35 protein-coding genes are annotated in these 20638 nt (G+C 40.7%); all 35 read right to left on the bottom strand.

Features of this window, described 5'->3' with window-relative positions:
- Positions 1-12: 12 nt before the first annotated feature.
- Positions 13-264, bottom strand: coding sequence for an HNH endonuclease signature motif containing protein (locus ACFSMW_RS13400; RefSeq protein ID WP_390356390.1), 252 nt, complete (start codon positions 262-264; stop codon positions 13-15).
- A 22-nt stretch (positions 265-286) separates the two neighbouring features.
- Entirely contained in the window at positions 287-1378 is a 1092-nt protein-coding gene (locus ACFSMW_RS13395; protein ID WP_390356388.1) for a phage minor capsid protein, read from the bottom strand.
- A complete protein-coding gene (locus tag ACFSMW_RS13390) occupies positions 1375-2967 on the bottom strand; it encodes a hypothetical protein (RefSeq protein ID WP_390356387.1) in 1593 nt (530 codons plus the stop codon). The genes ACFSMW_RS13395 and ACFSMW_RS13390 overlap by 4 nt, the downstream gene beginning before the upstream one ends.
- 15 nt (positions 2968-2982) lie before the next feature.
- Positions 2983-4281, bottom strand: a complete 1299-nt coding sequence (locus ACFSMW_RS13385; RefSeq protein WP_390356385.1) for a PBSX family phage terminase large subunit — start codon at positions 4279-4281, stop codon at positions 2983-2985.
- Complete coding sequence (terS, locus tag ACFSMW_RS13380) at positions 4247-5164, bottom strand: phage terminase small subunit (RefSeq protein ID WP_390356384.1); 918 nt, start codon at positions 5162-5164, stop codon at positions 4247-4249. The genes ACFSMW_RS13385 and terS overlap by 35 nt, the downstream gene beginning before the upstream one ends.
- Before the next feature lie 48 nt (positions 5165-5212).
- Complete coding sequence (locus ACFSMW_RS13375; protein ID WP_390356383.1) at positions 5213-5443, bottom strand: hypothetical protein; 231 nt, start codon at positions 5441-5443, stop codon at positions 5213-5215.
- A gap of 130 nt (positions 5444-5573) precedes the next feature.
- Positions 5574-6854: a site-specific DNA-methyltransferase gene (locus tag ACFSMW_RS13370; RefSeq protein WP_390356381.1), complete on the bottom strand. Its 1281-nt coding sequence runs from the start codon at positions 6852-6854 to the stop codon at positions 5574-5576.
- 161 nt (positions 6855-7015) lie between these two features.
- Positions 7016-7582: a sigma-70 family RNA polymerase sigma factor gene (locus ACFSMW_RS13365; protein WP_390356379.1), complete on the bottom strand. Its 567-nt coding sequence runs from the start codon at positions 7580-7582 to the stop codon at positions 7016-7018.
- A 134-nt stretch (positions 7583-7716) separates the two neighbouring features.
- Positions 7717-8325 (bottom strand): hypothetical protein, encoded by a 609-nt coding sequence (locus ACFSMW_RS13360; protein WP_390356377.1) that lies wholly within the window; start codon positions 8323-8325, stop codon positions 7717-7719.
- Positions 8326-8340: 15 nt separating this feature from the next.
- Positions 8341-8508, bottom strand: coding sequence for a DUF3954 domain-containing protein (locus tag ACFSMW_RS13355; RefSeq protein ID WP_390356376.1), 168 nt, complete (start codon positions 8506-8508; stop codon positions 8341-8343).
- 66 nt (positions 8509-8574) lie between these two features.
- Positions 8575-8808, bottom strand: a complete 234-nt coding sequence (locus ACFSMW_RS13350; protein ID WP_390356374.1) for a hypothetical protein — start codon at positions 8806-8808, stop codon at positions 8575-8577.
- The gene (locus ACFSMW_RS13345; protein WP_390356372.1) at positions 8805-8981 is read right to left on the bottom strand and encodes a DUF6877 family protein; all 177 of its coding nucleotides are present in this window, start codon (positions 8979-8981) and stop codon (positions 8805-8807) included. The genes ACFSMW_RS13350 and ACFSMW_RS13345 overlap by 4 nt, the downstream gene beginning before the upstream one ends.
- The gene (locus ACFSMW_RS13340; protein ID WP_390356371.1) at positions 8981-9142 is read right to left on the bottom strand and encodes a hypothetical protein; all 162 of its coding nucleotides are present in this window, start codon (positions 9140-9142) and stop codon (positions 8981-8983) included. The genes ACFSMW_RS13345 and ACFSMW_RS13340 overlap by 1 nt, the downstream gene beginning before the upstream one ends.
- 3 nt (positions 9143-9145) lie before the next feature.
- Positions 9146-9571 carry a hypothetical protein gene (locus ACFSMW_RS13335; protein ID WP_390356369.1) on the bottom strand — a complete coding sequence of 142 codons (426 nt, stop codon included), beginning with the start codon at positions 9569-9571 and terminating at the stop codon, positions 9146-9148.
- 23 nt (positions 9572-9594) lie between these two features.
- Complete coding sequence (locus ACFSMW_RS13330; protein ID WP_390356367.1) at positions 9595-9903, bottom strand: hypothetical protein; 309 nt, start codon at positions 9901-9903, stop codon at positions 9595-9597.
- A gap of 111 nt (positions 9904-10014) precedes the next feature.
- The gene (locus ACFSMW_RS13325) at positions 10015-10539 is read right to left on the bottom strand and encodes a Holliday junction resolvase RecU (RefSeq protein WP_390356365.1); all 525 of its coding nucleotides are present in this window, start codon (positions 10537-10539) and stop codon (positions 10015-10017) included.
- Positions 10539-10733 (bottom strand): hypothetical protein, encoded by a 195-nt coding sequence (locus tag ACFSMW_RS13320; RefSeq protein ID WP_390356363.1) that lies wholly within the window; start codon positions 10731-10733, stop codon positions 10539-10541. The genes ACFSMW_RS13325 and ACFSMW_RS13320 overlap by 1 nt, the downstream gene beginning before the upstream one ends.
- Positions 10726-10884, bottom strand: a complete 159-nt coding sequence (locus ACFSMW_RS13315) for a DUF6011 domain-containing protein (protein ID WP_390356361.1) — start codon at positions 10882-10884, stop codon at positions 10726-10728. Before ACFSMW_RS13315 ends, ACFSMW_RS13320 begins: the two co-directional genes overlap by 8 nt.
- Positions 10884-11150: a hypothetical protein gene (locus ACFSMW_RS13310; protein WP_390356360.1), complete on the bottom strand. Its 267-nt coding sequence runs from the start codon at positions 11148-11150 to the stop codon at positions 10884-10886. Before ACFSMW_RS13310 ends, ACFSMW_RS13315 begins: the two co-directional genes overlap by 1 nt.
- A 2-nt stretch (positions 11151-11152) precedes the next feature.
- Entirely contained in the window at positions 11153-11392 is a 240-nt protein-coding gene (locus ACFSMW_RS13305; protein ID WP_390356358.1) for a hypothetical protein, read from the bottom strand.
- Positions 11392-11565, bottom strand: a complete 174-nt coding sequence (locus ACFSMW_RS13300; protein ID WP_390356356.1) for a hypothetical protein — start codon at positions 11563-11565, stop codon at positions 11392-11394. Before ACFSMW_RS13300 ends, ACFSMW_RS13305 begins: the two co-directional genes overlap by 1 nt.
- A 12-nt stretch (positions 11566-11577) precedes the next feature.
- Positions 11578-11985, bottom strand: a complete 408-nt coding sequence (locus ACFSMW_RS13295; protein ID WP_390356355.1) for a hypothetical protein — start codon at positions 11983-11985, stop codon at positions 11578-11580.
- 20 nt (positions 11986-12005) lie between these two features.
- On the bottom strand, positions 12006-12239 hold the full coding sequence (locus ACFSMW_RS13290) for a hypothetical protein (RefSeq protein ID WP_390356353.1): 234 nt from the start codon (positions 12237-12239) through the stop codon (positions 12006-12008).
- Between the two features lie 29 nt (positions 12240-12268).
- Positions 12269-12532, bottom strand: coding sequence for a hypothetical protein (locus ACFSMW_RS13285; protein WP_390356351.1), 264 nt, complete (start codon positions 12530-12532; stop codon positions 12269-12271).
- Positions 12533-12565: 33 nt separating this feature from the next.
- Positions 12566-12835 carry a hypothetical protein gene (locus tag ACFSMW_RS13280; protein WP_390356349.1) on the bottom strand — a complete coding sequence of 90 codons (270 nt, stop codon included), beginning with the start codon at positions 12833-12835 and terminating at the stop codon, positions 12566-12568.
- Positions 12832-13842 carry a replication protein gene (locus ACFSMW_RS13275; RefSeq protein ID WP_390356347.1) on the bottom strand — a complete coding sequence of 337 codons (1011 nt, stop codon included), beginning with the start codon at positions 13840-13842 and terminating at the stop codon, positions 12832-12834. The genes ACFSMW_RS13280 and ACFSMW_RS13275 overlap by 4 nt, the downstream gene beginning before the upstream one ends.
- 16 nt (positions 13843-13858) lie before the next feature.
- On the bottom strand, positions 13859-14560 hold the full coding sequence (locus tag ACFSMW_RS13270; RefSeq protein WP_390356345.1) for an MBL fold metallo-hydrolase: 702 nt from the start codon (positions 14558-14560) through the stop codon (positions 13859-13861).
- A complete protein-coding gene (locus tag ACFSMW_RS13265) occupies positions 14560-15729 on the bottom strand; it encodes a hypothetical protein (RefSeq protein WP_390356343.1) in 1170 nt (389 codons plus the stop codon). The genes ACFSMW_RS13270 and ACFSMW_RS13265 overlap by 1 nt, the downstream gene beginning before the upstream one ends.
- Positions 15726-15929 carry a hypothetical protein gene (locus ACFSMW_RS13260; RefSeq protein ID WP_390356341.1) on the bottom strand — a complete coding sequence of 68 codons (204 nt, stop codon included), beginning with the start codon at positions 15927-15929 and terminating at the stop codon, positions 15726-15728. The genes ACFSMW_RS13265 and ACFSMW_RS13260 overlap by 4 nt, the downstream gene beginning before the upstream one ends.
- Positions 15926-16105 (bottom strand): hypothetical protein, encoded by a 180-nt coding sequence (locus ACFSMW_RS13255; protein ID WP_390356340.1) that lies wholly within the window; start codon positions 16103-16105, stop codon positions 15926-15928. Before ACFSMW_RS13255 ends, ACFSMW_RS13260 begins: the two co-directional genes overlap by 4 nt.
- Positions 16106-18157, bottom strand: coding sequence for an AAA family ATPase (locus ACFSMW_RS13250; protein ID WP_390356339.1), 2052 nt, complete (start codon positions 18155-18157; stop codon positions 16106-16108).
- A gap of 583 nt (positions 18158-18740) precedes the next feature.
- Positions 18741-18944 carry a hypothetical protein gene (locus ACFSMW_RS13245; RefSeq protein WP_390356337.1) on the bottom strand — a complete coding sequence of 68 codons (204 nt, stop codon included), beginning with the start codon at positions 18942-18944 and terminating at the stop codon, positions 18741-18743.
- A 95-nt stretch (positions 18945-19039) separates the two neighbouring features.
- Positions 19040-19321, bottom strand: a complete 282-nt coding sequence (locus ACFSMW_RS13240; protein ID WP_390356335.1) for a helix-turn-helix domain-containing protein — start codon at positions 19319-19321, stop codon at positions 19040-19042.
- Positions 19322-19447: 126 nt separating this feature from the next.
- A complete protein-coding gene (locus ACFSMW_RS13235; protein WP_390356333.1) occupies positions 19448-19756 on the bottom strand; it encodes a hypothetical protein in 309 nt (102 codons plus the stop codon).
- Positions 19757-20476 (bottom strand): ORF6C domain-containing protein, encoded by a 720-nt coding sequence (locus tag ACFSMW_RS13230; protein WP_390356332.1) that lies wholly within the window; start codon positions 20474-20476, stop codon positions 19757-19759.
- Positions 20477-20638: the final 162 nt, after the last annotated feature.

The raw sequence follows: 20638 nt of genomic DNA, 5'->3' as shown, positions 1-20638 counted from the left end.
GTTTTCCTCCTTTTATTTAGCCGCTTTTTTTCTATTTGTCGTCCTACTAACAACACGCAAATTACTTTTCTTATTACTGCCTCCTTTGGAAAGTGGCTTCTTGTGATCCACTTCTCGCTTATCACCTACTTTTAACCCCATTGCTCTCCTAGCTTTGTTTCGATTGGATCGGTTCTTGCGCTGTTCAGGCTTGCTATGATAGTCGCGGTATTCCTTTTTGTAGTCACGCTTCTTTGTAGGCATCACATCACCTCTTTTCGGCATAATAAAAGCACCCTAATGGATGCTATGAACTTCTTATTTCTTTCACTTTTGCTCGGTATTTCTGCTGCATTTCCTTAAAATTTTCACTACCGCTTTTCTTAGAGCGTTTAAATCCTCCAAGCGTTTTAGGAGCATCATTTCCTAGAACGGCTTTGTACCGTGCAAACTGCTTCTTTGAATCGTTATTCTGCCTGTGCAAATTCTGCTGATGTTCGTACTGCTGTTTTTGACTAGCGGTCCTGGTATCCTTGTCCGGATTAAAAGCTTTGGATTTTTCCCGCGCACTTCTGATTTCAGATTCCGTCTTGTATTCTTCCACCCAAACAGACATAGAACACTGGCAATTTGGATGCCTAATAATATCCTTTGGACTCATATATGTGTAATCAGATCGATTGGGATTCAAAGTAAAAACAATGCCCCTCAAAGGCGCACATTGATGGCAAGTTGGTGTATTTCCAGTTACTGTATACAAATCCATACCATTTTCGCGGTATCTTTCCCCCGCACCCTGGGTATGGGTCATCTTCAAATTTGTCCTTGTTATGGTTTGAGAGTAGAAATCCAACGGCAACCACTTGTTATCAATTGTTTTGAAAGCTTTCATTCCATCTTTAGCAAAGGATTCCGCTACACGCTGCGTAATCACTCGCCTGGAATTCCCCTGGATAATTCCTTTCTGCAGGTCCTCTTTTACTTCCGCCAATGTCGTTTTCAACGTGAAATAGGTATTCTGCCTTGCTGTTCTGATTGCAGACTTGAAATCGAGCATCAAATCATCAGTGATTGCCGCTATCGCTTCCATATGAACATGCGTATCAAATGCAGATGCAACCTGTCCGCTTGATGTTATAGCTGACGACAATCCATTCACCGGATCGACGCCAACCTTACTCAGTGCCTTTGTTGCTTCATCCACACCATTGAAGTAGTTCTGCAGCACTTCAACAGGGATGACATCTTCAACATCCAAATCCAATCGTTTGAACATGTTCTCAATCGTTTTGAATGTCCGTTGTGCCTGCTTGTCGTTTGCTAGATTGGCGTTAAGCAGCAGTTCCAAGATTTGCATTTTCATGGCTGCAATGGTTTCTAGGAGTTGTTTTTGATTCATTCTTCATCCTCCTGTATTGGATCACCATTCTCATCCCGGTTATTCCTAAACTGCTGCAATGTTTGCCTGCCACGCATTAATGAGAAACTATCATCACCCGAGCGCTCAGCTTCCACACGAGCCAATTCCTCCTGAATCCATTCCTCAGAAGCATTGGGATTATTGCGTCTGATTGTCGTTTCAAGCGACTGGGTTTCATCCTGATAAGCCTTATTGTTTTCCTCAATCAATTCCTTGCGGCTAATCGGAATCATTGACTTAAGCATGATTTCCGGTTCCTCAATCACTACTGCATCGTCGTTGAAATTAGCGAGCCATAGCGCTGATTCAATCAACTGTTGCAGAAAATAGATGTACTCTGATTGTATTTGCTCCGCTTTTACCAGTGATGTAAACAAATCATAGAACTTTGCCACACCAGATTGTGACCCGCTGTTGTTATTGTTATCCATGTAAAAGTCAATGACCTTCTCCGATGTTTTGGTTTCCATCAGCATGAGTTTCATCAGGTCCTTGACCCATTGGATATCTCCAATCTTAGTGACATCAATTTGGATGATTTCCATAGCCTTTCCGTTTTCATCAAACGTGGTAATTTCTAAGTCTCTGTGATCAATCCTTGCATCGTCTCCATAGCGTTCCATCGCCTTACTTTCAAGCGCCTCCATAATCTCTTTGGAGACAGCAATACGGGGCTTCCCGTTGCGCTCAAAAGTGATAGCATTGCGAGTTAGTGTCCAATTTACCTCATCCTGTTTTCCATCCTGTCCTTTCAGACAAGAAGTTCCCAACGGATTCATAAATGTTTTCTCATTCGGCCAGTAAATAATAAAAAGTCTACCCCGTCCAGGGTAAACTTTTTCTAATTCCTTGATTCCCAAGAGTTCCTTCGTTTCATCCTCGGGAACCTCTTCGGTTTTCTTTGAGTCGTTCAGCTTATAAAGTAAATGTCCTGTATGGAGGTCGCCATCCTTGATTTCTTCTCGATAAATCCGTAGGTATTCCTCATCATTAATTTCAATCTCATAAGCCAAATCAGCCCCCATTCCATCTTCGTGTGGGTAATATACATCACGCGCTTTAAACTCCAACCGCAGACCTCTGTCGTCCATCCAAGGAACACCTACAAGACCGCCATCTACCTGTTGCTGCAGAATGTTTCCCCAATGTTCAAATGCCAGATTACTGTTTTTTTGTATCTGGTTAATGACCTCCTGCTGCACATGAATTATTTCGCTAACATCATCACGAGGATTATCTACAATCTCGTCCGTGTCCTGATTAATTTCATCTGCTTGGAAGTCGTCAGGAGATAATGAGGACTGTATATTGCCAATAGAACGGCTAACCAACATCGCTGGTATCTCAGGTATCAACTTACAAATATTTGCTACAATGTACGGAGTCTGTACATTTTGAGCGTGTTGCGTACCATACATAATGTTGTCGATAATCTCACCTTTCTTGATGAGCTCCTTGGCCCGTGGGAATATCTCTGAATGCTTCCCCTCATACAAATCGCGGTAGTAAAATATATCTCCATGAGTTTTTTTGATTACATCGGCATCAAATTTTGTCCAGTTTGGCATGCATTCACCTTCTTTCTACCATACATTTACGTTGCTTATTCCAGCCTTAGGAGCAAATAGAACTGTCTGTATGAAATACCTATCACCATCCATCAGATGGTCAAATTGCTTAACAGGTTTATCCTCACCTCGTTCTGATGCTTTTGTATCCCAAACATAAGATGCAAATTCTCTAAATGTTTCTTTGCAACAATCGTTGTATAGGACCATCATTTCACTAAGGGCTGTCTGCATATTGCGGATGCCATCAAGCACGTCGTTCTTTGCTTTAATAACATAAAATCCATCTTTCCTTAACTGTGCAATAAAGCTCGCAGCTGATGGGTCCACAATAATTCCTTTTACCCTGATTCCCTTGACAAACTCCTTCAAGTCTTTACTGTACTCAATATCCGTTTTCTGCCTTGAAGAATTGCGGCCATCATAGAAATATTCTTTGACTTTGTACCAAGTCTTTTCTGACTTTCCCCACAGTCCAAATGTCGTAGGGTTTTGAGTACCATAGTCGATAGAAACATAATAATGCGTGTATCTCCGTTCTTTTGTTTTTACAACATGCTTGTCTTTATCGAACATGTCATAAATAACACCTTCCGCAAGCACCCATAACCCTAATATGAATCGTTTGTAGAAAACGCCTGTAAACATTCGTTTATAACGATTAATAACCCTTTCAGATAAAGAAGGGTTGTCCTCCATAGTGAAATGCAACCGGATGAGGTTCTTCTCTGTGAGGTTATCGATATAATTTTTCTTAAACCAATGATACGGGCTTGCCGGGTTACAGTTGTACCAAAACTTTGACCCATCAACAGAACAACGTGCTTCGGCTTGGCTAACAAATGATTCTGGCATTAGTGCCGCTTCATCAAAGAACATTCCTGCTAGGGTAATCCCTTGGATAAGATCCTGCGAACTTTCGTCTTTACCACCAAAAATATAAAAATAGTTCGTCTTACCGCGAAATGATATAGTCAGATAGTTGTCTGCGCGGTGATCTTTGACTTTGTATCCTCTTGATTTGAGCATACGTTTGAGCGGGCGTATCACGTTACGCCGAAAAGAACCAATTGTCTTTCCAGCCATTCCAAGGTTTTCATCATCAAAAGTATCCATGGCCCACATAACATAAGAAAGTGACATAACAACTGTTTTCCCAGCACGAACGGAGCCATCACAAATGATACCGTCCTTTTCTTTGACAGGTGATTTAGGATGCCACCAGGTTAGTATCTTCTTTTGTTTCTTGGAGAACGGTTGGAATTTAAATAGCGCTGGTTTAAGCTTCTTCGGTGCTTCCATCGTCATCATCATTCCACACCTCCACTGCATCACCTAGAGCTTCTATAAAGCCGTCATCCTCATAATTATCCAATGTATCGCCGGACAATCTTGTGATTTCCACCTTGGTTTTTTCAATGTTTATCTGCATCTGTTCTAGTTTCAAAGGATGCTCTCCATAAGACTTCTCAATATCGTGTTTTTGCTTAATAGCCTTTACCAATTGATTAGTGATGCGTGTTAATGCCTGTTCGATATTTAATATGTCATCGATTTTCCTGTACTCGGTTTCCCTCATTTCAACAGTGACGAGTTGATCTTTACGGATTGGTACTGTTTTTGTTTCTCCAGTCTTTGGATCATTAATTTCAAATGTACTTTTAACAGGCTTCATTTCTTTCAATATTCGTTTCTCTTTCTCAGTTAATCCATTTTCCAGATTATTGATTCGTTTCATCATTCTACGCTGACGGATAGACAGTTCCCTAATCGTAATGTCAATCTGGTAAAGTGGGTCTGTTTCCATTACCCCAAACAGTTCTTTTTCGTCATCATCCAGATAGTCCCACATGAGCGTTTCATATTCACCAGTAGTAACTGCATTTTTATTGCCGGGTGGGGGCTTACCCCCTTTGTTCCCCATGGCATTACTGTTACCTGGGGGAGCACCCCCGCCTTTGTTTCCTCCGGCATTACGATTGCCTTTTGGTGCGCCACATTTAGTAACGTTACCATTCGATTGATTAGTAACGTTACCATTTAACTTATCATTCCATTTATCTTGGTTTTTCCATTTGCGTATTTGGGAATCTGACACACCAAGTTCAGATGCAATGTCTTTTAATCTTTTGGTTCCGCCACTGTCTTTCCAAATCCGAAAAGCCTCATCCCGTCTTGGGTCACGTGGTCTAGGCATTCTACATCATCACCCACCTCCGACACTCTATTGAGTTTGAGTTCGTTTTTAGATTTCATCTTTCTGTAGTTCCAAATCTATTTCTATGAGTTTTTTCAAATCATCAACTGTCTTTATCTCAATGCGGCCATCTTGGAAATCTTTAATCCAACGTGCTATGCCAGCCTGTATGATCTTTCTGTACTTCTCTTTCGATTCAAGGAGGCCGCTCATCATTATTGCTTCATGTTCCAGCAACAACTCCTCATCGGAACGTTTGTTTCCTTTTTCCATTGCCATACACCGACCTCTCAACTATAATTGAGGTGAGATAGTGGCATTTTCGCATCTGTGGCCACAGCTTTCCACTATCTCTGCCGGTGTTACGGCACTTTGGGGAGAGGGGTGTTCCAGCACCTCTCTCTTTTATTTATGCATTCAGTAATACTGGTTCAATGCCTGTGTATTCAAAGAACCTTTTTTTAATAACATCACAAAAGACCGGATCAAGTTCTAATGTCCGGCACTCTCTGTCAGTTTGTTCGCATGTCATCAAAGTAGATCCGCTTCCTCCAAACAAATCTGCGATAATATCTTTCTTTTTGCTGCTGTTTTTTAGTGGAATAGCGATTAAATCCAGTGGTTTCTGGGTGGGATGAACGTATTTATTAATATCCCCTCTACTTACTTCCCAGACTGTAGATGATTCTGGGATATCTTCTGGTAAACCCTCTCTCCATACAGTTGATTGCTTCCTGTCGCCGTACCAAGATGGCGATTTGCCTTTTTTATAAGCATAGAAAACAGGCTCATGTTGCCATCGATACTGGCTCCAGCCAAACGACGGGTAATTCTTAACCCAAATACACTGTGAGCGCACGATAATACCATGTTTATTCATGGAGTTTTCAAATTCCCTCTGGTAAGAAGAACCATGAAAAACATAAATTGCTGCATTATCTTCCATCAGATGAGCATAGCTATCAAAAACTTTGTCTAGAAAACAATCGAAATCCTCTGCAGACATATCATCATTCATAATCGAATCGCGTCCAGACCCGCTTAATTCTTTAGATTCACTTGTTATGGCTACATTATAGGGTGGGTCTGTAATGACAAGGTTCGCTTTATCCTCGCCCATCAGCTTATTGATATCCTCTAATTTTGTAGCATCTCCACATACTAATAGGTGACGTCCCAGCTTCCAAACATCACCGTACTTTGTTTCTGGCTCTACAATATTTTCAACAGCTTCTTCAACGTCAAAATTATCATCTTCTACAGGGGCATCCATTTCTGTATCATTTGGTAAATCAGCCATTAAATCTTTCAGTTCATCTTCAGTAAAGCCAGTTAATTCAATTCCTAAAGGTGTTTCGGATAACTCCTGCAGCAATTCAGCTAATTTATGATCATCCCACTTACCACTAATTTTGTTTAATGCAATGTTCATCGCTTTTTCTTTCGTGACATCTACATCAACAACGGAAACATAAACATCTGTTATTCCCTCATCCAGTAGTATTTTGAAACGTTGATGACCTCCAACTAGATTTCCTGTCTGCTTGTTCCACACTAACGGGGAAACATATCCAAATTCATGTATTGACTGCTTTAATTTCTCGTACTCTTCATCCCCTGGCTGTAAATCAACTCTGGGATTATATGGTGCAGGATTTATCTTTTCTATACTTATTTTTTCTACAATCATTGTTTTGCCTCCTATGAAAAAAAGCCGCGATTGCGACTCTCTTTCCTGTATATACTCTTTATATGTATATAGAGCATGTTTTCTGGCCACGCCCCCGCATGCTCTACGCTAGATATTTTGAACACTGACTATATATAGTAATATAAATACCCTTTCACTAATTAAGAACACTGCACGACATCTGCACGACAAGAAATTTTTTCTTTCGCTCTTTCAACATATTTTTGCACCGTGCTTCTGCCAATTTTCAGTTCTTTACCAATCTCAGCAAACGTCCGAAAGTACACTTTATGCAAAAGGAAACACTGTCTTTCCCGCGGTGATAAATCGGCCAGTATGTTGACCACATACTCCTTTTCTGTTTCATTTAGTTCTTTTTCTTCAGGGAAAATATCTAATGATGGGAACATATCCATATCAGCCATTGATTTGCGTTGGTAAGCAGCTCTCTTATCAACACCTCGTAACTTGCCGGGATCGCTGCCAGTTGTCATCCAATCAATTGCTATAGACATGTCTTTTATCATGCTGTTAATCTTTGATTTATCTTGGTTGTTAGTATCAACCTGCATTTTTGATTCCAGGTCTATTTCGTGACTTTTTCTGCCATCGATTAACATTAAATTCGCACTGTTCAGCTTACGCTTCTTACTTGAAAGTTCCTTTCTGCCTTTCTCATATTCCATTAAAAGCTTGTCCGCCCAATTTTCCAGTTGTTGTGAATTCATTCCGACCCCTCCTAAATATTTGGTTGCCAAATTGACTGTTTTTAGGTAAACAAGTTGCCACAAGCAAAAAGGACACTAAACGATCAACTGCAGTAGCTGTCATTCAGTGCCCTGGTTGTTCCAGTAGCGATTATTTAATTGCTTTTTCCAACGAAGAAGTTCCCATAATCATCCCTTGCAGGAACCCCTTCATCGTTTATATCTTGCGTTGCAGGTTCTACATCGATATATATTCCGCATTCATGGCACTGTACATCTGGCGTATCTACAGGTATATAGTGATTTCCCTTATTACCACACTCACACCAGTAACGGCATTTGTACCTTTTGGTTCCGTCGGAATCGGTTTTTATTCCTGTTTTCCAATGTTCTGGCACCTCTTTTGGGTCAGTTTCTTGTCCTACACTCTCGGAAACAGGAAAGCTCGTTCTGTTGTCTGATCCTAACAACGGGAGCCTTCTTGGCCTTACCTTCAAACTTGATGCCGACTTAGCAGCTGCATCTAATCCCGGCCTAAATCCTTCTGCTACGTTTTCAGCTACTTTTTGTGCATCAAGTTTTACAGCATTTCCTTCCTTGTTGGCTTTCATATCCGGTTCTACTACAGCGTTCTTTAAATTATCCTCGCCTTTGAACACTGCAAAGAAATTATTAATTATCATTCCCTCAACTTCATGGGAAGCACCCTTCATTTCCAACGTGTTTATCTCTTGGCCTTTTTTTACCTCAATGTTTACATCCATCTATATTTCCCCTCTCTATTTGACTGTATAGCTTACTTTGAGTGCATGTATCTTACCGTTCTGCCAGGTTGTAATACTTTCCCCGAACCCGCTTTCAGGGCGTGGGACCCTTTTTAATTGACCGTCTTTCACCACAAATACTGCATCCTCATCAAGTTTTATCTCTGCTGTTCTATTTTCCATGTACCGGAACCCCTCCCGTATGGTATGATTGCTTTAGGGTTGAGCTGGGAGAGATTCCAGCTTTTTTTATTTGTCATCAAAGAATTGAAAGATATCTAACTGCACCGGATGAGACATTTCATCTGCTGATTTTTCCTCTTCGGTAATTTCGAATCTAATGCGCTGAAATACCCCTGAATGAGCCTGGCTGCTGTTAAATTTTGAAACATAGAAAGCACTAGCACCATGAGGAAATACGTAGTATTCAGTTCCTTCTTGAAGAATATTACTGTTAGTAGCATCTACACAAATAGCCTTCATTTCCCAGTTCGCTCCTCCACAAACAACCGAGCATACCGCAGTTGCTGCTCAATATACGGATCATTTTCATCGCCGCCAGATGCTATCCAGTCGCCCATACGGTGCTGTATGTCTGTTAACACCGAATACGGTAGCCTGTGCGCTATTTCAACAATTTTTGATAGTGGGCTCATCAGGAAACACCCCCATATGATTCATGATAATTCTCGATTTCTTCCTGCGTGGACTTCCTAAAATTTTCACTGTTTGCGTTTATGACATCCCTTGAAAATTCATCTGTCAGGTGAAACACAACTCCCCTGCCGGTGGCATAATCGCCTATTTTGAATTGCATTTTTCAACCCTCCTTCTCATGTGCCGCTCTCCACTTTTTAATTTTGGCATCAGCAAACTGCTTACCGTTCCACGTGGTTAATTCTTCAAGGTAAAATGGCTCACTACATCGAGGGCAACATGGCAGCATCTTTCGCCCTCTGTACTGCTTTTCTAATTTTTTTATGGTTACTAACCATGGCTTATAATCGGCTATCTGTTTTCGCTGCTCTAGCAGGTTTTCGACTTGTTCCTGGAGTCTCTCGCCATTCATGGCCAGCTCGTACATTGCCTCGTATGGGTCTACTACTGCGCCACAACTCTGGCATGTTATCCGCCTATTTTTGGTATCAATCATGAATTTACGTTTTTCACATTTGCAGATTTTTTCAAGTCCGCGATTGATTCTAATCTGATCAAGACCAATGACTTTATCGGGTAAATCATTCATTCTGTTGTCCCCCTCCAATTCATCTATAGCCATTCACCACAAATCATGCACTCTACATGATCTGGCTGCATGACTGCTGATTCTCCCGGGATAGTGCTCCAAACTTCATCAGTGATTGGATGATGGCACTTTTCTATAAATGCTATAAACCTTTTAAGGCTTTCGGATTTCTTGTATTTGCACCTTGGACAAAGAGTATACTCATAAGCCGATATTTCATCGTTTGCTGCATACACTTTTCTTTGCCTGTAATAAACATCACCTTTTTTAAAACCGAGGCTGCATATACCGCATTTACGCTTTAATTTTCTAGACGCAATTTCCCGCTTCACTCATTACTACCTCCAAATCATTCAGAGCCGCACACAGCGTTTTAAATCTTGGTGAATGTATTTACTAGTTTGTATGTGAAACCCTGTGAGCGACTCTCTTTTGATATAAATTCAAGCTGTTTCTGCTTCTAGTAATCTATCAACCACGGAAAGGTAATCCAGTGCTACACCATTCCCTGACCTGACCAAATGCCCGTATACTTCCAAATCACCCAAGGGGATGGACTTGCGACCGCCGTTTTTCGCGTCTTTTACATATTTCTGAAGCATTCCATTCGGAACAAGTAAAACCTCGTTAATGTGCCTCATATCGACAATTAGGAATGATATGGCTCCCTGCTTTTCTGCAGCGTCCAGGTATCTGATTTGATGGTCCGCAATCATATTCAAAGGCAGGCTCTTTTTTGCTGTAGACTTCGCCTCAAAAACAATTGCCCGACCGTTGTATAAACCGTCATAATCAACCGTGGACTGTTGTTCGTAAAATCCACTTAGCACCTTAGTTCCCTTTGATTTAAGTACCTTCACCGGGGTAGGGCGTTTATTAATTAAAGCCTTCCCCTGCAACTCATATGCCTTATTTGTGTAGTTGATTAGTTCCTCAAACGCCATGCCGCGCTTCCCTGTATAAACCATCAACACTCACCAAATGCCTTTCCAGCCTTGCACATCTCAGCAATATAGATATGTTCCAGGGCAAATAGGCTACATTCTTCAAATTTCCGACCGTCCCGAGCCTTATCCAACCCCATGCGGTACAATTCATTGATTAAATATGTTTTCCGGTCTGCAATGGCTCGTTGTTTTCGCTTTTCTGCAATATCAATCATGGTCATTCTCCCCTCCAATAAACTCCTCAATTGTCATTTGATTTCTTTCAAATTCCTCCTGTTTGTGTTTTTTATAACAGACTGGACCGAATCCCCTTTTAATGCTTTTGCTAGATTTCAGCCCTCTCTTACAGCGTCCGCATAATTCCATCAGTACCCAGCCACCTGTCTGTGTTGATCTACAACCTTGCCATTATCCAATTCAAGGTTCATCATGTCGCCAATATCCAGTGGCGAATCATTTTCAATCACGACAAAATCTGTATAATCATTGGGGTTCACACAAACGTATTCCTGATGTTCTCCAACTTGTTCAAACCCGTAATCATCCAAAGCTGCTATTTCACATTGAAACGTCTCTGTACCTGCTGGAAATACTGCAAGTAATCCAATTGTTAACGCCAATTTGATTAACATGTTTATCCCTCCCATATCACCCTAATAGGCTCCTGGCTTTCCCTATGCTTCACAACTAATCCTCTTGCCTCAAACCAAGAGCAACCTTCAAACTGCTGCACCGCATGCACGTATTTCGACCACTGGTCCTGAACTTCTCGGAATGCTGCAGTTTTGACTCCTTTGCTGCATTCAAGTGGGGAAATCACATCAGCTGGGATGGTGACTTCTTCATGCTCGTTATCAAATAGTGTTAATTGCATCAGAACCACCCTTGCCCTGGACTTTCGACTTTAACTTCTGCAGCACGTTTAACTGCCAGCTTATGAACAAGTTCACGCCTTGTCATTCCTGCTGTGTCTTTAAATCCCAACTCATGAAGTTGATTCCTGATGTGATTGATTTCGCGCTTTTCTCTTGATTCGTATACTTTCATGGGATCACATCCTTATTTTTTTATTGACAAATATCCAATATGCTTTGCATATTCAATTATTTCTTGCTGAATCTCATCGTTATGTCCCCAATGAGGGCAATAGAGACCACCATACCCGTTGTTTCCGTTGGTATATTTCCCGGATCGGATGAACTCTGCAAAATCCAATATCAAGGCTCTAAGAGTTCCACCATGACTGAATCCATTCCAGTCACGATAATTGTTAATGACAGCTATTTCTCTTTGCGTGTAATCATCAACAAAATAGATACGACCGTTTTTCAATTTCATAAATGCAATACTTTCCACGTTGTCCATATTCACGGTTCCATTTGAATAGAAGAACCTGCGGCCTCTACCTGAGATAAACTTGATTAATTTATTGATCTTATCAAGACGTTCTTCCTTTGGCTGATTCATTCCCCATGCCTCCTTGTGTTTTACTTGCAATAATCGCTTAATGGGACTGTATATTGGGATATCCATTCTTCTTCAAACATGTGGAATTGCTTATCCTCTTTCGCCTTACGTTTTGCAAAGTCTTGGCATCTCTGCGTATTAATACTGTGCAGACTGACAAAAGTCTTACATCTTGATTTGGTTTCTCCAACGCCGTTTTTAGCTAAATAATTAACCGTAACTATATAGCAAAGGTTTTTTCTGCTGTCTATCATCCCTGTACCTCCACCGCTGTGGTTTAACATTAAAGCCCGTAACTTAATCGCTGACCGCAGTAGGAGCAATATTTTCCGTTCACATTTGATTTACATACAGGGCAAGCTTGACTCGATACCCCTTCGATCTTCACAACCTTTTGCGGTATCTGTTTCGCAACCTGGTATTTTTGTTTTATCAAACTGTAAGCTGCTATTGCTGTTTCTCTTATGAAAACGGGATTTATTTTTATGTCTTCGTCTGTCATTCCAGTGATGCTATCAAGCGATTCCAACACTTCGTAACGTTTCATGTGGTCACATCCTTTTAACTGCCAACAGCAGTTTTATATTCTCCTCCCAAACGGCCGTTTTGTTTTTCCATGCCGCGACTGTTCAAATAAGGCCAGAAATATTTCGTCTGGATCCCGTTTCGTTGCTTCCGCAATGTCCTCAACATCGTGGCCATCTTCCCAAAGATTGGTTATGTCTCTTAACACCCCAATGGAAAAGTTTAATTCCAAATCGCAGAAGCATTTAACCAGTCCCCAGTCTTTTTCACTGCGATCATATTGCCGCCTTTTGCGCATGTCCTCCATTTTGAGTACTGCAGTCATGAGTGCCTCCTTTTGGAGTTCTGCTGGATGAATTCTAGTAACTCCGCTTTTTCCTTTTCAGCATCGATGCTAGATTGTTGCTGTGGTGGATCAGGTTGCTGTTGCCCGTTATTAATCCATGACGGTACTTGTCTAACTTGTTGTTTTGGATAAAACGGCTTTTTGGTCTGTTGCTTTTGACTTTTAAATTGAGCCTCGTAAACATTCTTGATACCTTGCTTACGCCACATGTTCAGTTTGTTGTATACGAATTTCCAAGTACGGCCATTACCTCTGACAGCATCTTTAACCGCTTCTTTTATCATTTCTTCTGGATTTTCAAATCCAAAATTATCGTTAACATCGTTTAAATCATCAAGTAGGGTTCGGGTAAGTCCGCCTGGATGAACGATTTTATTTTCAATCAAAAAATCAATAATCGTCTCGCCCTTCTCCTCCTCTTTTCTTTTAATGTCTTTAATTACTAATGTCTTTAATACTGTCTTTAGAGAAGCTGCATCCACTGTCGTTATTGACTTCCCGGCATGTGAAGGTAAGTATTTTACTAACTTGGTAGTTAGTGTTTTACTAACTCTATTACTCTTAAAAGTTAGTGTTTTACTAACTTTAATTTTTTTGGTAGTTAGTGTTTTACTAACTTTTTTACGGCTTAGGTTTTGGTGAATAAGGCTTTTAAATTTATCGCTATCCCAGTTTTTATTTGGACTAATTTGCCATAATTTATAGTTCTTATTGATACGAAAAACCATCGTATCTTCGTCCCAATCCAAAACCGCACACTCCCTCAAATACTTCAATTCTTTCTTCACATCTGACTTGTACATTCCTGCCAATTCCAGCATATTAAATTGGTCAATCTTGCAATCCTTTTGACCAGTTCCATACGATAACCTCCAAATAAAGAGAATTATCTTTTGCTGTCTTTTACTGAAGTCTCTTCGTAATACTTCATCCCATAATTCGTTCGAAATCCTAATATATCCTTGCTCTATTTGAGGACTTGCCACCTTATCACCTCCATGCCTAAGCGATATAAACAGTCTTTCCTGTTAATTCCTGAATCTCTTGCTTGAACAATGCCTCATTGCTATTGCTATCTGACAAGTGCAACATCCATATCTCTTGCAGCTTGGATAAATCATTTGCCTTTAGAAACTCTTTGAAGTTCTCCAAGCTGAAATGTGACTTGATCAATCTGTTTTTCATGCCTTTATGTGTTCGGCCGGATACTATATTTTCGTTTAGAATTTCCATGCTGTAATTGCACTCCACCATAAGGTGTGTAATGCCGTTGAACCGGTATCGAATGTAATAGGTATCAGTAGCGAATAGAAGCTTCTCACCGGCCTTATTTTGAAGCAGAAATCCATATGGCTCCGATACATCATGCTGTACATCGAATGGAAGTATGCTCCACGTGCCAATCTCAAACTGCTGCTTGGCTTTAACTGGCTTAATTCGATGGTGCCGCACGCCGGAAGCTTCAGCGGTACCAGCTGACATGTAGCAATTAATGCCTGCCCTTAGAACCTCATTTAGAGCCTTGATGTGGTCTCCGTGCTCATGCGTGACCAAACACCCTGCTAGATTGCTAGTGTTGAAATTCAATGCCTGTCTGATTGATTTGAACGGTATGCCGCATTCCAACAGTAGCTGGGTATGCCCATCATCGATGTGATAAGCATTACCCGCACTGCCGGAAGCCAGAGCCTTGATCTCAATCATTAGAAAGGTGCCTCTACTTGCTGGCTTTTTTCTTGCTTGTCCATGTCATTAATGACTTGATCGACGTCATTTTTCGGCTGATTATCTGCAGCTGGTTGTTGTTCATTCACTTCTTGGTATTCGGTGTATTCAATCTCGCCAGTTTCTTGATCTACTTTGCGCTCGGTCTCTGGCTCTGGATTCTCGAAATCAAGCACTTCATTGTTGGCATTTTCATTTATCTCTTTTCTGACTTGCCGCTGAGATTCGTCTGTAACTTCGTCATAATTCTTTCCGACAAAAGCATTTCCAAAGTCCTTAGGAATCTTCTTGACGATGTTATTTCTCATCTTACGGATAAGCATCGATTCCCTGCTTTGCGGATCTCTCCATGCCGGGCTGATATATGGATGCAATTCTGGATCATCAAGCGACTTGATAAGCCCTTGTTCCTTTACTTTGTTTAGCACTTCCTGCTTCTTAGCTGCAATCTGTTTTTTCTGTTCTGCTGTGGCATTGTATCTATCTTTCGCAATACCAAATGTCTCGTTCATCATGTTGTTGTTAATATGGGCAATTAAATTTTTCAGTACGTCCTCACGCTCTGCGATATGGAAATCAACGGTTCCGTCATTTTTCTTGATCGGATAAACAACCCGAATCACTTCCCCTTTGCCGGTTGGTTGCCAAGTAGGTGGGGTCATTTCCAACCCATTGAATCCCGGATAAGTGAAACCATCTTCTTCACGCACAAGCCAGTGTTGCATTACCTGGTCAACATTACGTCCGAACCGAGAAAGAATGGCGTCGTTACCATCGCCCTCGATGCCCATTTCGATTTGCTTTTTCCATTCATCAGGACCACCCTGCTTTTTGCGCTTCACATTGCGAACTTGGAAATACACTTCATTAGGACTGGCTGCCGAATTAAGCTTTAGAGAAGCAACTTGTAACAAAATTTGTGTAACGTTACTTTGGTCAAGTTGCGGATTGTTCCACGATACCCCTTGCTTGTCTAGCGTTTCATTGATGGAAGTGATAGCAGACATTACACATCGCTTGGCATATTCATCCATCTTTAAGCCATTTCCATCTAGTTGGCGCTGAATCATCGGAAAATAGGTGTTATTTATCTTTGTTAATGCAGTTGAAAATTCCTGTTTTTCTACTATTTGGTTTTGGTCAGTCATTTTGATTCCTCCTGATTAATTTTGATTACGTCATATGCAAACTCTTTATAAGGTAAGGGATAAAACAGTTCTTCAAAGTAATCGTTGGAAAATGTTGAGTATCCCTCGCTATCGATATTACTTGTGGCAAATCCATTACGTTCTTTGTATATTTGCCATCCCTTTTCATTAAGTTTTACTTTCACTTTGTTCAACATCATGGCGCTTCCTCATTGATATACTTGATTACCCGTTTTCCTGCGTGGTCATCTAACACACTAGCTGTTATCCCTATCCCTTTGTGCTCCTTGCAAAAATCGGCAAAAGCTTTACCCAGACCTGTTTGTATCTGTTCATCGCTCGCATTGGAAACTTCAAGAACAATTACTGTCTTCACTTAAGCCACCTCATCCTTTGCCTTATTTTCAATCCGCAGTTGCTTGTTCTGGTCATTCCATGCTTCAATTGCCTTCGCATAGCTTCCGTGTAACTTAATTAGAGTTTGTTTTGTCTCGGATGGTAAGCTATCAAAGGTTGGAGGAACGATTAAACTGATCATCTGTGCATCGATATCAATCAGCTTGGTTACTGACTCAGCGTTATCGACAAAGATTGGAGCCCGGACGCCGTAATGTTGTGACAGGGTATTAATGATATCCAAGCCCACATTGATCTTTGCAGCATTGTTCAAACCACCGCCATATGGCACACCTTCATAAGTTGTTTCGCATTTCTCTTCCAGACCGCCATTAATATTCGTTTTGAACAGATTGAATCTGGCATATTTGAATTTGCTGTTAATCTTTTCAGTAAGCATGTTGACCTTCGATCGGATAAATACCTCTGTCATATAAAGCTGTTTTTCCAGTTCTTCATATTCATCCGCGAGTCTTGTTTCATCCCGTTCCAGTTCTGCAATACGCTTCTTAGAAGCCTCTGTTTGCGCAAACTTGTTGAGATCCAGCTGCAGGTTATTTTGATGTTCTTTCAATGACGCAATTTCATTTTGAACTACTTGGACTGACTCATTTACCGACTGCTGTAGATTCAAAATCTGCTGTTCTGCAGCATTCTTCTCCGCCAGGAGTTTCTTATAAGAAGGATTCTCTTCAATCGGTTGTACAGTGCTTTCAGCATTTTGAATCTGTGTTTGCAGCTTCTGAATTTCAGTCTGCTTTTTATCGATTTGTTCACTCAGCTTATTGATTTCCAAGTCGATGGCCAGATTGTCATTCTTCAATTGTTCAACCTTCGCCCCAAGCGATTTACCTTTGTCTGTGATCGTTTCAAGTAACTTGGCTTTATTCCGGTTAAAATTGGCTTTGACCTCTTCCAACTGCTCTTCAGGGAGATTTTGGCCGCAAGTTGGGCAAGAACAATTTGACTCATGATCAAACTCCTGGGCATTTTTCTCCGACCATTGATCACGCAATGTCTGCATTTGCTCTTTATATCCTGAAATATTGGATTCGTTCATCTGCTTGCGGTCCTCTTGATTTCGTATCTTGGACTGCAGAATACTGACATTGGACTGTTCTTCCTGCAACCGGGCTTTCAAACTATAAAGCTGTTGCTGTCCCTGTTGGGCATGTTCATTACGGAGATTGGATAACTGCAGTTCAATGTCACTAATCTGTTTACGAATATTGTTCACTTCACTGCCGCTTCTAATATCATTAATTTGTTGCTGTTTAGCTTCAATTTGGCTGTTTAATGCATCAATCTGTGCCTTGATATCTGCTTCATTTATTCCGTTCAAATCGGGCATGCCGCGATAAATTTCATCAATGCGAATTGGAATACGATCCAGTTCCTGATTGATCTCTTTTCGCTTGGAAGCAATCATTTTTCTGTGTCCTTCAATACTCCGTCCTTCCAGTACGTCAAGTAATTTGGACAAGTCCTTGTTCGAATTGATGACTTCTTCATCTGATACGTCCCCTGCAATTTCCAGCAGCAAATCTCGTTGTTTCGTCCAATGCAAGTGCTCATTGAAATAGGACGGATTAGTAAGTAACTTGAATGTATCTTCGTCAACGATTTCTTTAACAGTATCGGCGAATTCTTTCTTTTTTGAGGGGACACCATCGACATAACAATCTGTCGTATGTCCGAAAAATTCCGAGTTTACGGAGCCACGTTTTTTAGTCCACTTTTCTTTGAAAACCTTTTTCAGGGTTAATGGTTTTCCATCAATGGACAAAGTAGCCTCTACCTCATGATTAAGCTTATGAACGACCTTCCCACCCTGTAGGGTCTTGATCTGAAAATCCTTCTTGTTCTGGCTGTCCTTATCGAACAATAGCCATACAAATCCATCGAACAAGGTTGTTTTTCCAGTAGCGTTATCTCCAAACGCTTTAATATCCAAGCCATCAGCTGGCAGTTCAAATTGTTTAATTCCTTTAAAATTGGTTAATACTAATTTCATTAGCCGAATGTCTTTCATTCCGCTATCCCTCCCCTTGTAATTTTTGGAGTAGTCTCATATAATTAAGACAAGAATGTTTATACGAGACTACCTTTTGGCCGGCTCTGATCAGCTGGTCATTTTTTGTTGTCTTTTGTAAACCATTTCATACTCTCCAACCGTGATCATCGTGACGTATTCATTGCCGTTCAGAGCAAACAACATATGATAGTGATCACCTTGCTCAGTCTTAGTTGCTCTTGGCCGCAAATCAAATGTCTGTACGAGATCATAAAATACATCTTTCTTTACAAAAAATGATCGCGCGCCAGGTAACTGATGCCGTTATGCTCAGCGTTTGACAATGCTTTAGAATGATCCATCAATGTTTTCAGATCCATATAATGACTCTCCTTTCGATATGATGGGGTCAGCCGACCCTTAGCAGACAGGAACAGTAGTTATTTTCAGGGGGGATTAGAAAGAGAAAGAATCCTGCTCCTGTCCACTAAGGAAGGGCTGACAAGGCCCGGACCTTACAATATATAGAGTGGTTATCGCTTTTTTAAGTGCCTTGCATTTTCACCACCTCCTTGGTAAAATGGATTTATTACGATGTTTGCTAAAAATGCCTTCCGTTGCAGCGGTGGGCATTTTCTATTGCTTCTTTTCTTGCATATTTTGCAGCCTTTTCAATTTCAATGACATCGATTTTCCTCCCCTTAGCGTTTCTAGCTAGCGCCCCGACAGTTCCAACAAACCAAGCATTAAAATATTGTCTCTGTTCAGCTGATAAATCCTTTTTAAATTCATCTATAAAGTGCATCGTGTTCCCTCCTTAACGCGTCAATGAATAAATCACGAAAACCAGACTCAATGTAAAAGCAATTCCATAAAACAAATCAACCGCCGTTTTATGCTTCATAAAATCCCTCCTAGAAATATTATGGCTCCAGTGACGGCAGACGTTGCTCCTGAGGTCATTAATGACGTTGCTACATCAATACTTGCATACAGTGCCATAAGCACATCTGGGTTGTTGGTAATTTTGAGCCATTTAAATAAATCTGCTGCCTTCAACTCATATTTGTTACTTTCGAGCCGGGAGACGTTGCTAATTGACATATGTAGTTCGAGAGCCATATCTTCCTGGCTCATCCCGGCTTTTTTACGTGTCTTGCGTAAAATAGAACCGAATTCCATTCTGTTCACCCCCTTACTTTTGCTTTGTGAGCAAATTTGCTACTGCAGCAATGATTTTTGCTTTCGGGGCAAAGACTTTTCTCGTTGTTTTTCGTAAGATGTAATTACCGACCCCCCTTATCGATGTTAGATAGCTTTGTAAGGATATTTAAGATTTACTTCCATTCTGTTTGTGGTATCGTCCAACCACTCAAAGAATAATTTTGTAGGTACTTTGGGATATCCTAATTCTCTGTTTACTGGAAAGTCAGCCCGGTTGAATAGTTCGTTACATTTTGTCGGGCCAATGTCCGCCAACTCCATGAATTGTTTTCTGCTTAGTAATGGCGGCAACTGTTTTTGCTGTAATTCTTGTAGTAAGACTGGAATCAATTGATTCTTGATTTCAACAACAAATGATTGGATTTCTTCGTCTGTAAATGTAGTTACTGGCATTTAGATCACCTCGTTGAACGTTTGTTGGTTATTAGTTGAATCAATTTCAATTTTTAAACTTGTTGAAGGTTGCCACATTCCGATAAAACGCAATCCTTCTTCAAACCTTTTCTTTGGCAGATCTCCATAGCGTGGAATTTCAAAATGGTTTTTGAAGTCTCTCCAAAATGCCGAGAACACTTTGAAAGCCATGTGTTTGTACGCTGGGGATGCTTTGCCGCCAAGCGATTCTACGACAACTCGTTTGCCCTTTTTGTTCAAGCTGTGCTCTTGAGCACCATCGATGCGCATCGTTTCTTCAAGGTTTGTAATACGCTCATCATGTAATTGGGTTTTCTCTTCTAGTTCCAAAGAAAGTTTTAACATTTCAATGCGTTGTTCCTTTTCTGTTAGTGCTCTTGGCTTCTGGAGCTCTTGTTCCATCTGATTAAATGCGTTCATGTATCGGTACCTGAAATTCATTGCCTGTTTACCAGTGAATCCCATCACTAACAAGGTAAAACCGTCACGATTCATTAAGTATTGTCTGTATTCTTGCTTGTTTTGTTCGTGAATGTAGGTTGTTTCGTAAAATAGGTCTGTGCAATTTTGCACTACCCCGCTTTTTTTAATGTCATCGATAGCCCTAAGGACTTCCCGGTGACCTTTGTCAAAGTCTCTTGCGACATTTCTGGAACTGGTTACGATGTGATTGTTTTTAATGAAAACTAATTGGTTCATTAAGATACCTCCCCGAGGTGTAATATTTTTTTATAAATGTGTTGGTGATATTTATCCGCTGGGTTAATTGTTACTTCTTGTCCGATTTTGAATAAGCAGTACCTGAATGCCCGAATTACTTTTATCGAATCGTGACGATTAAGAACTTTGTTTCCAACTTGC

It is taken from the genome of Tigheibacillus halophilus (genome assembly GCF_042683165.1).
Lineage (GTDB): Bacteria > Bacillota > Bacilli > Bacillales > Amphibacillaceae > Tigheibacillus > Tigheibacillus halophilus.
The sequence above is the reverse complement of the archived record's forward strand: the minus strand, read 5'-3'. Positions and strand labels throughout refer to the sequence as shown.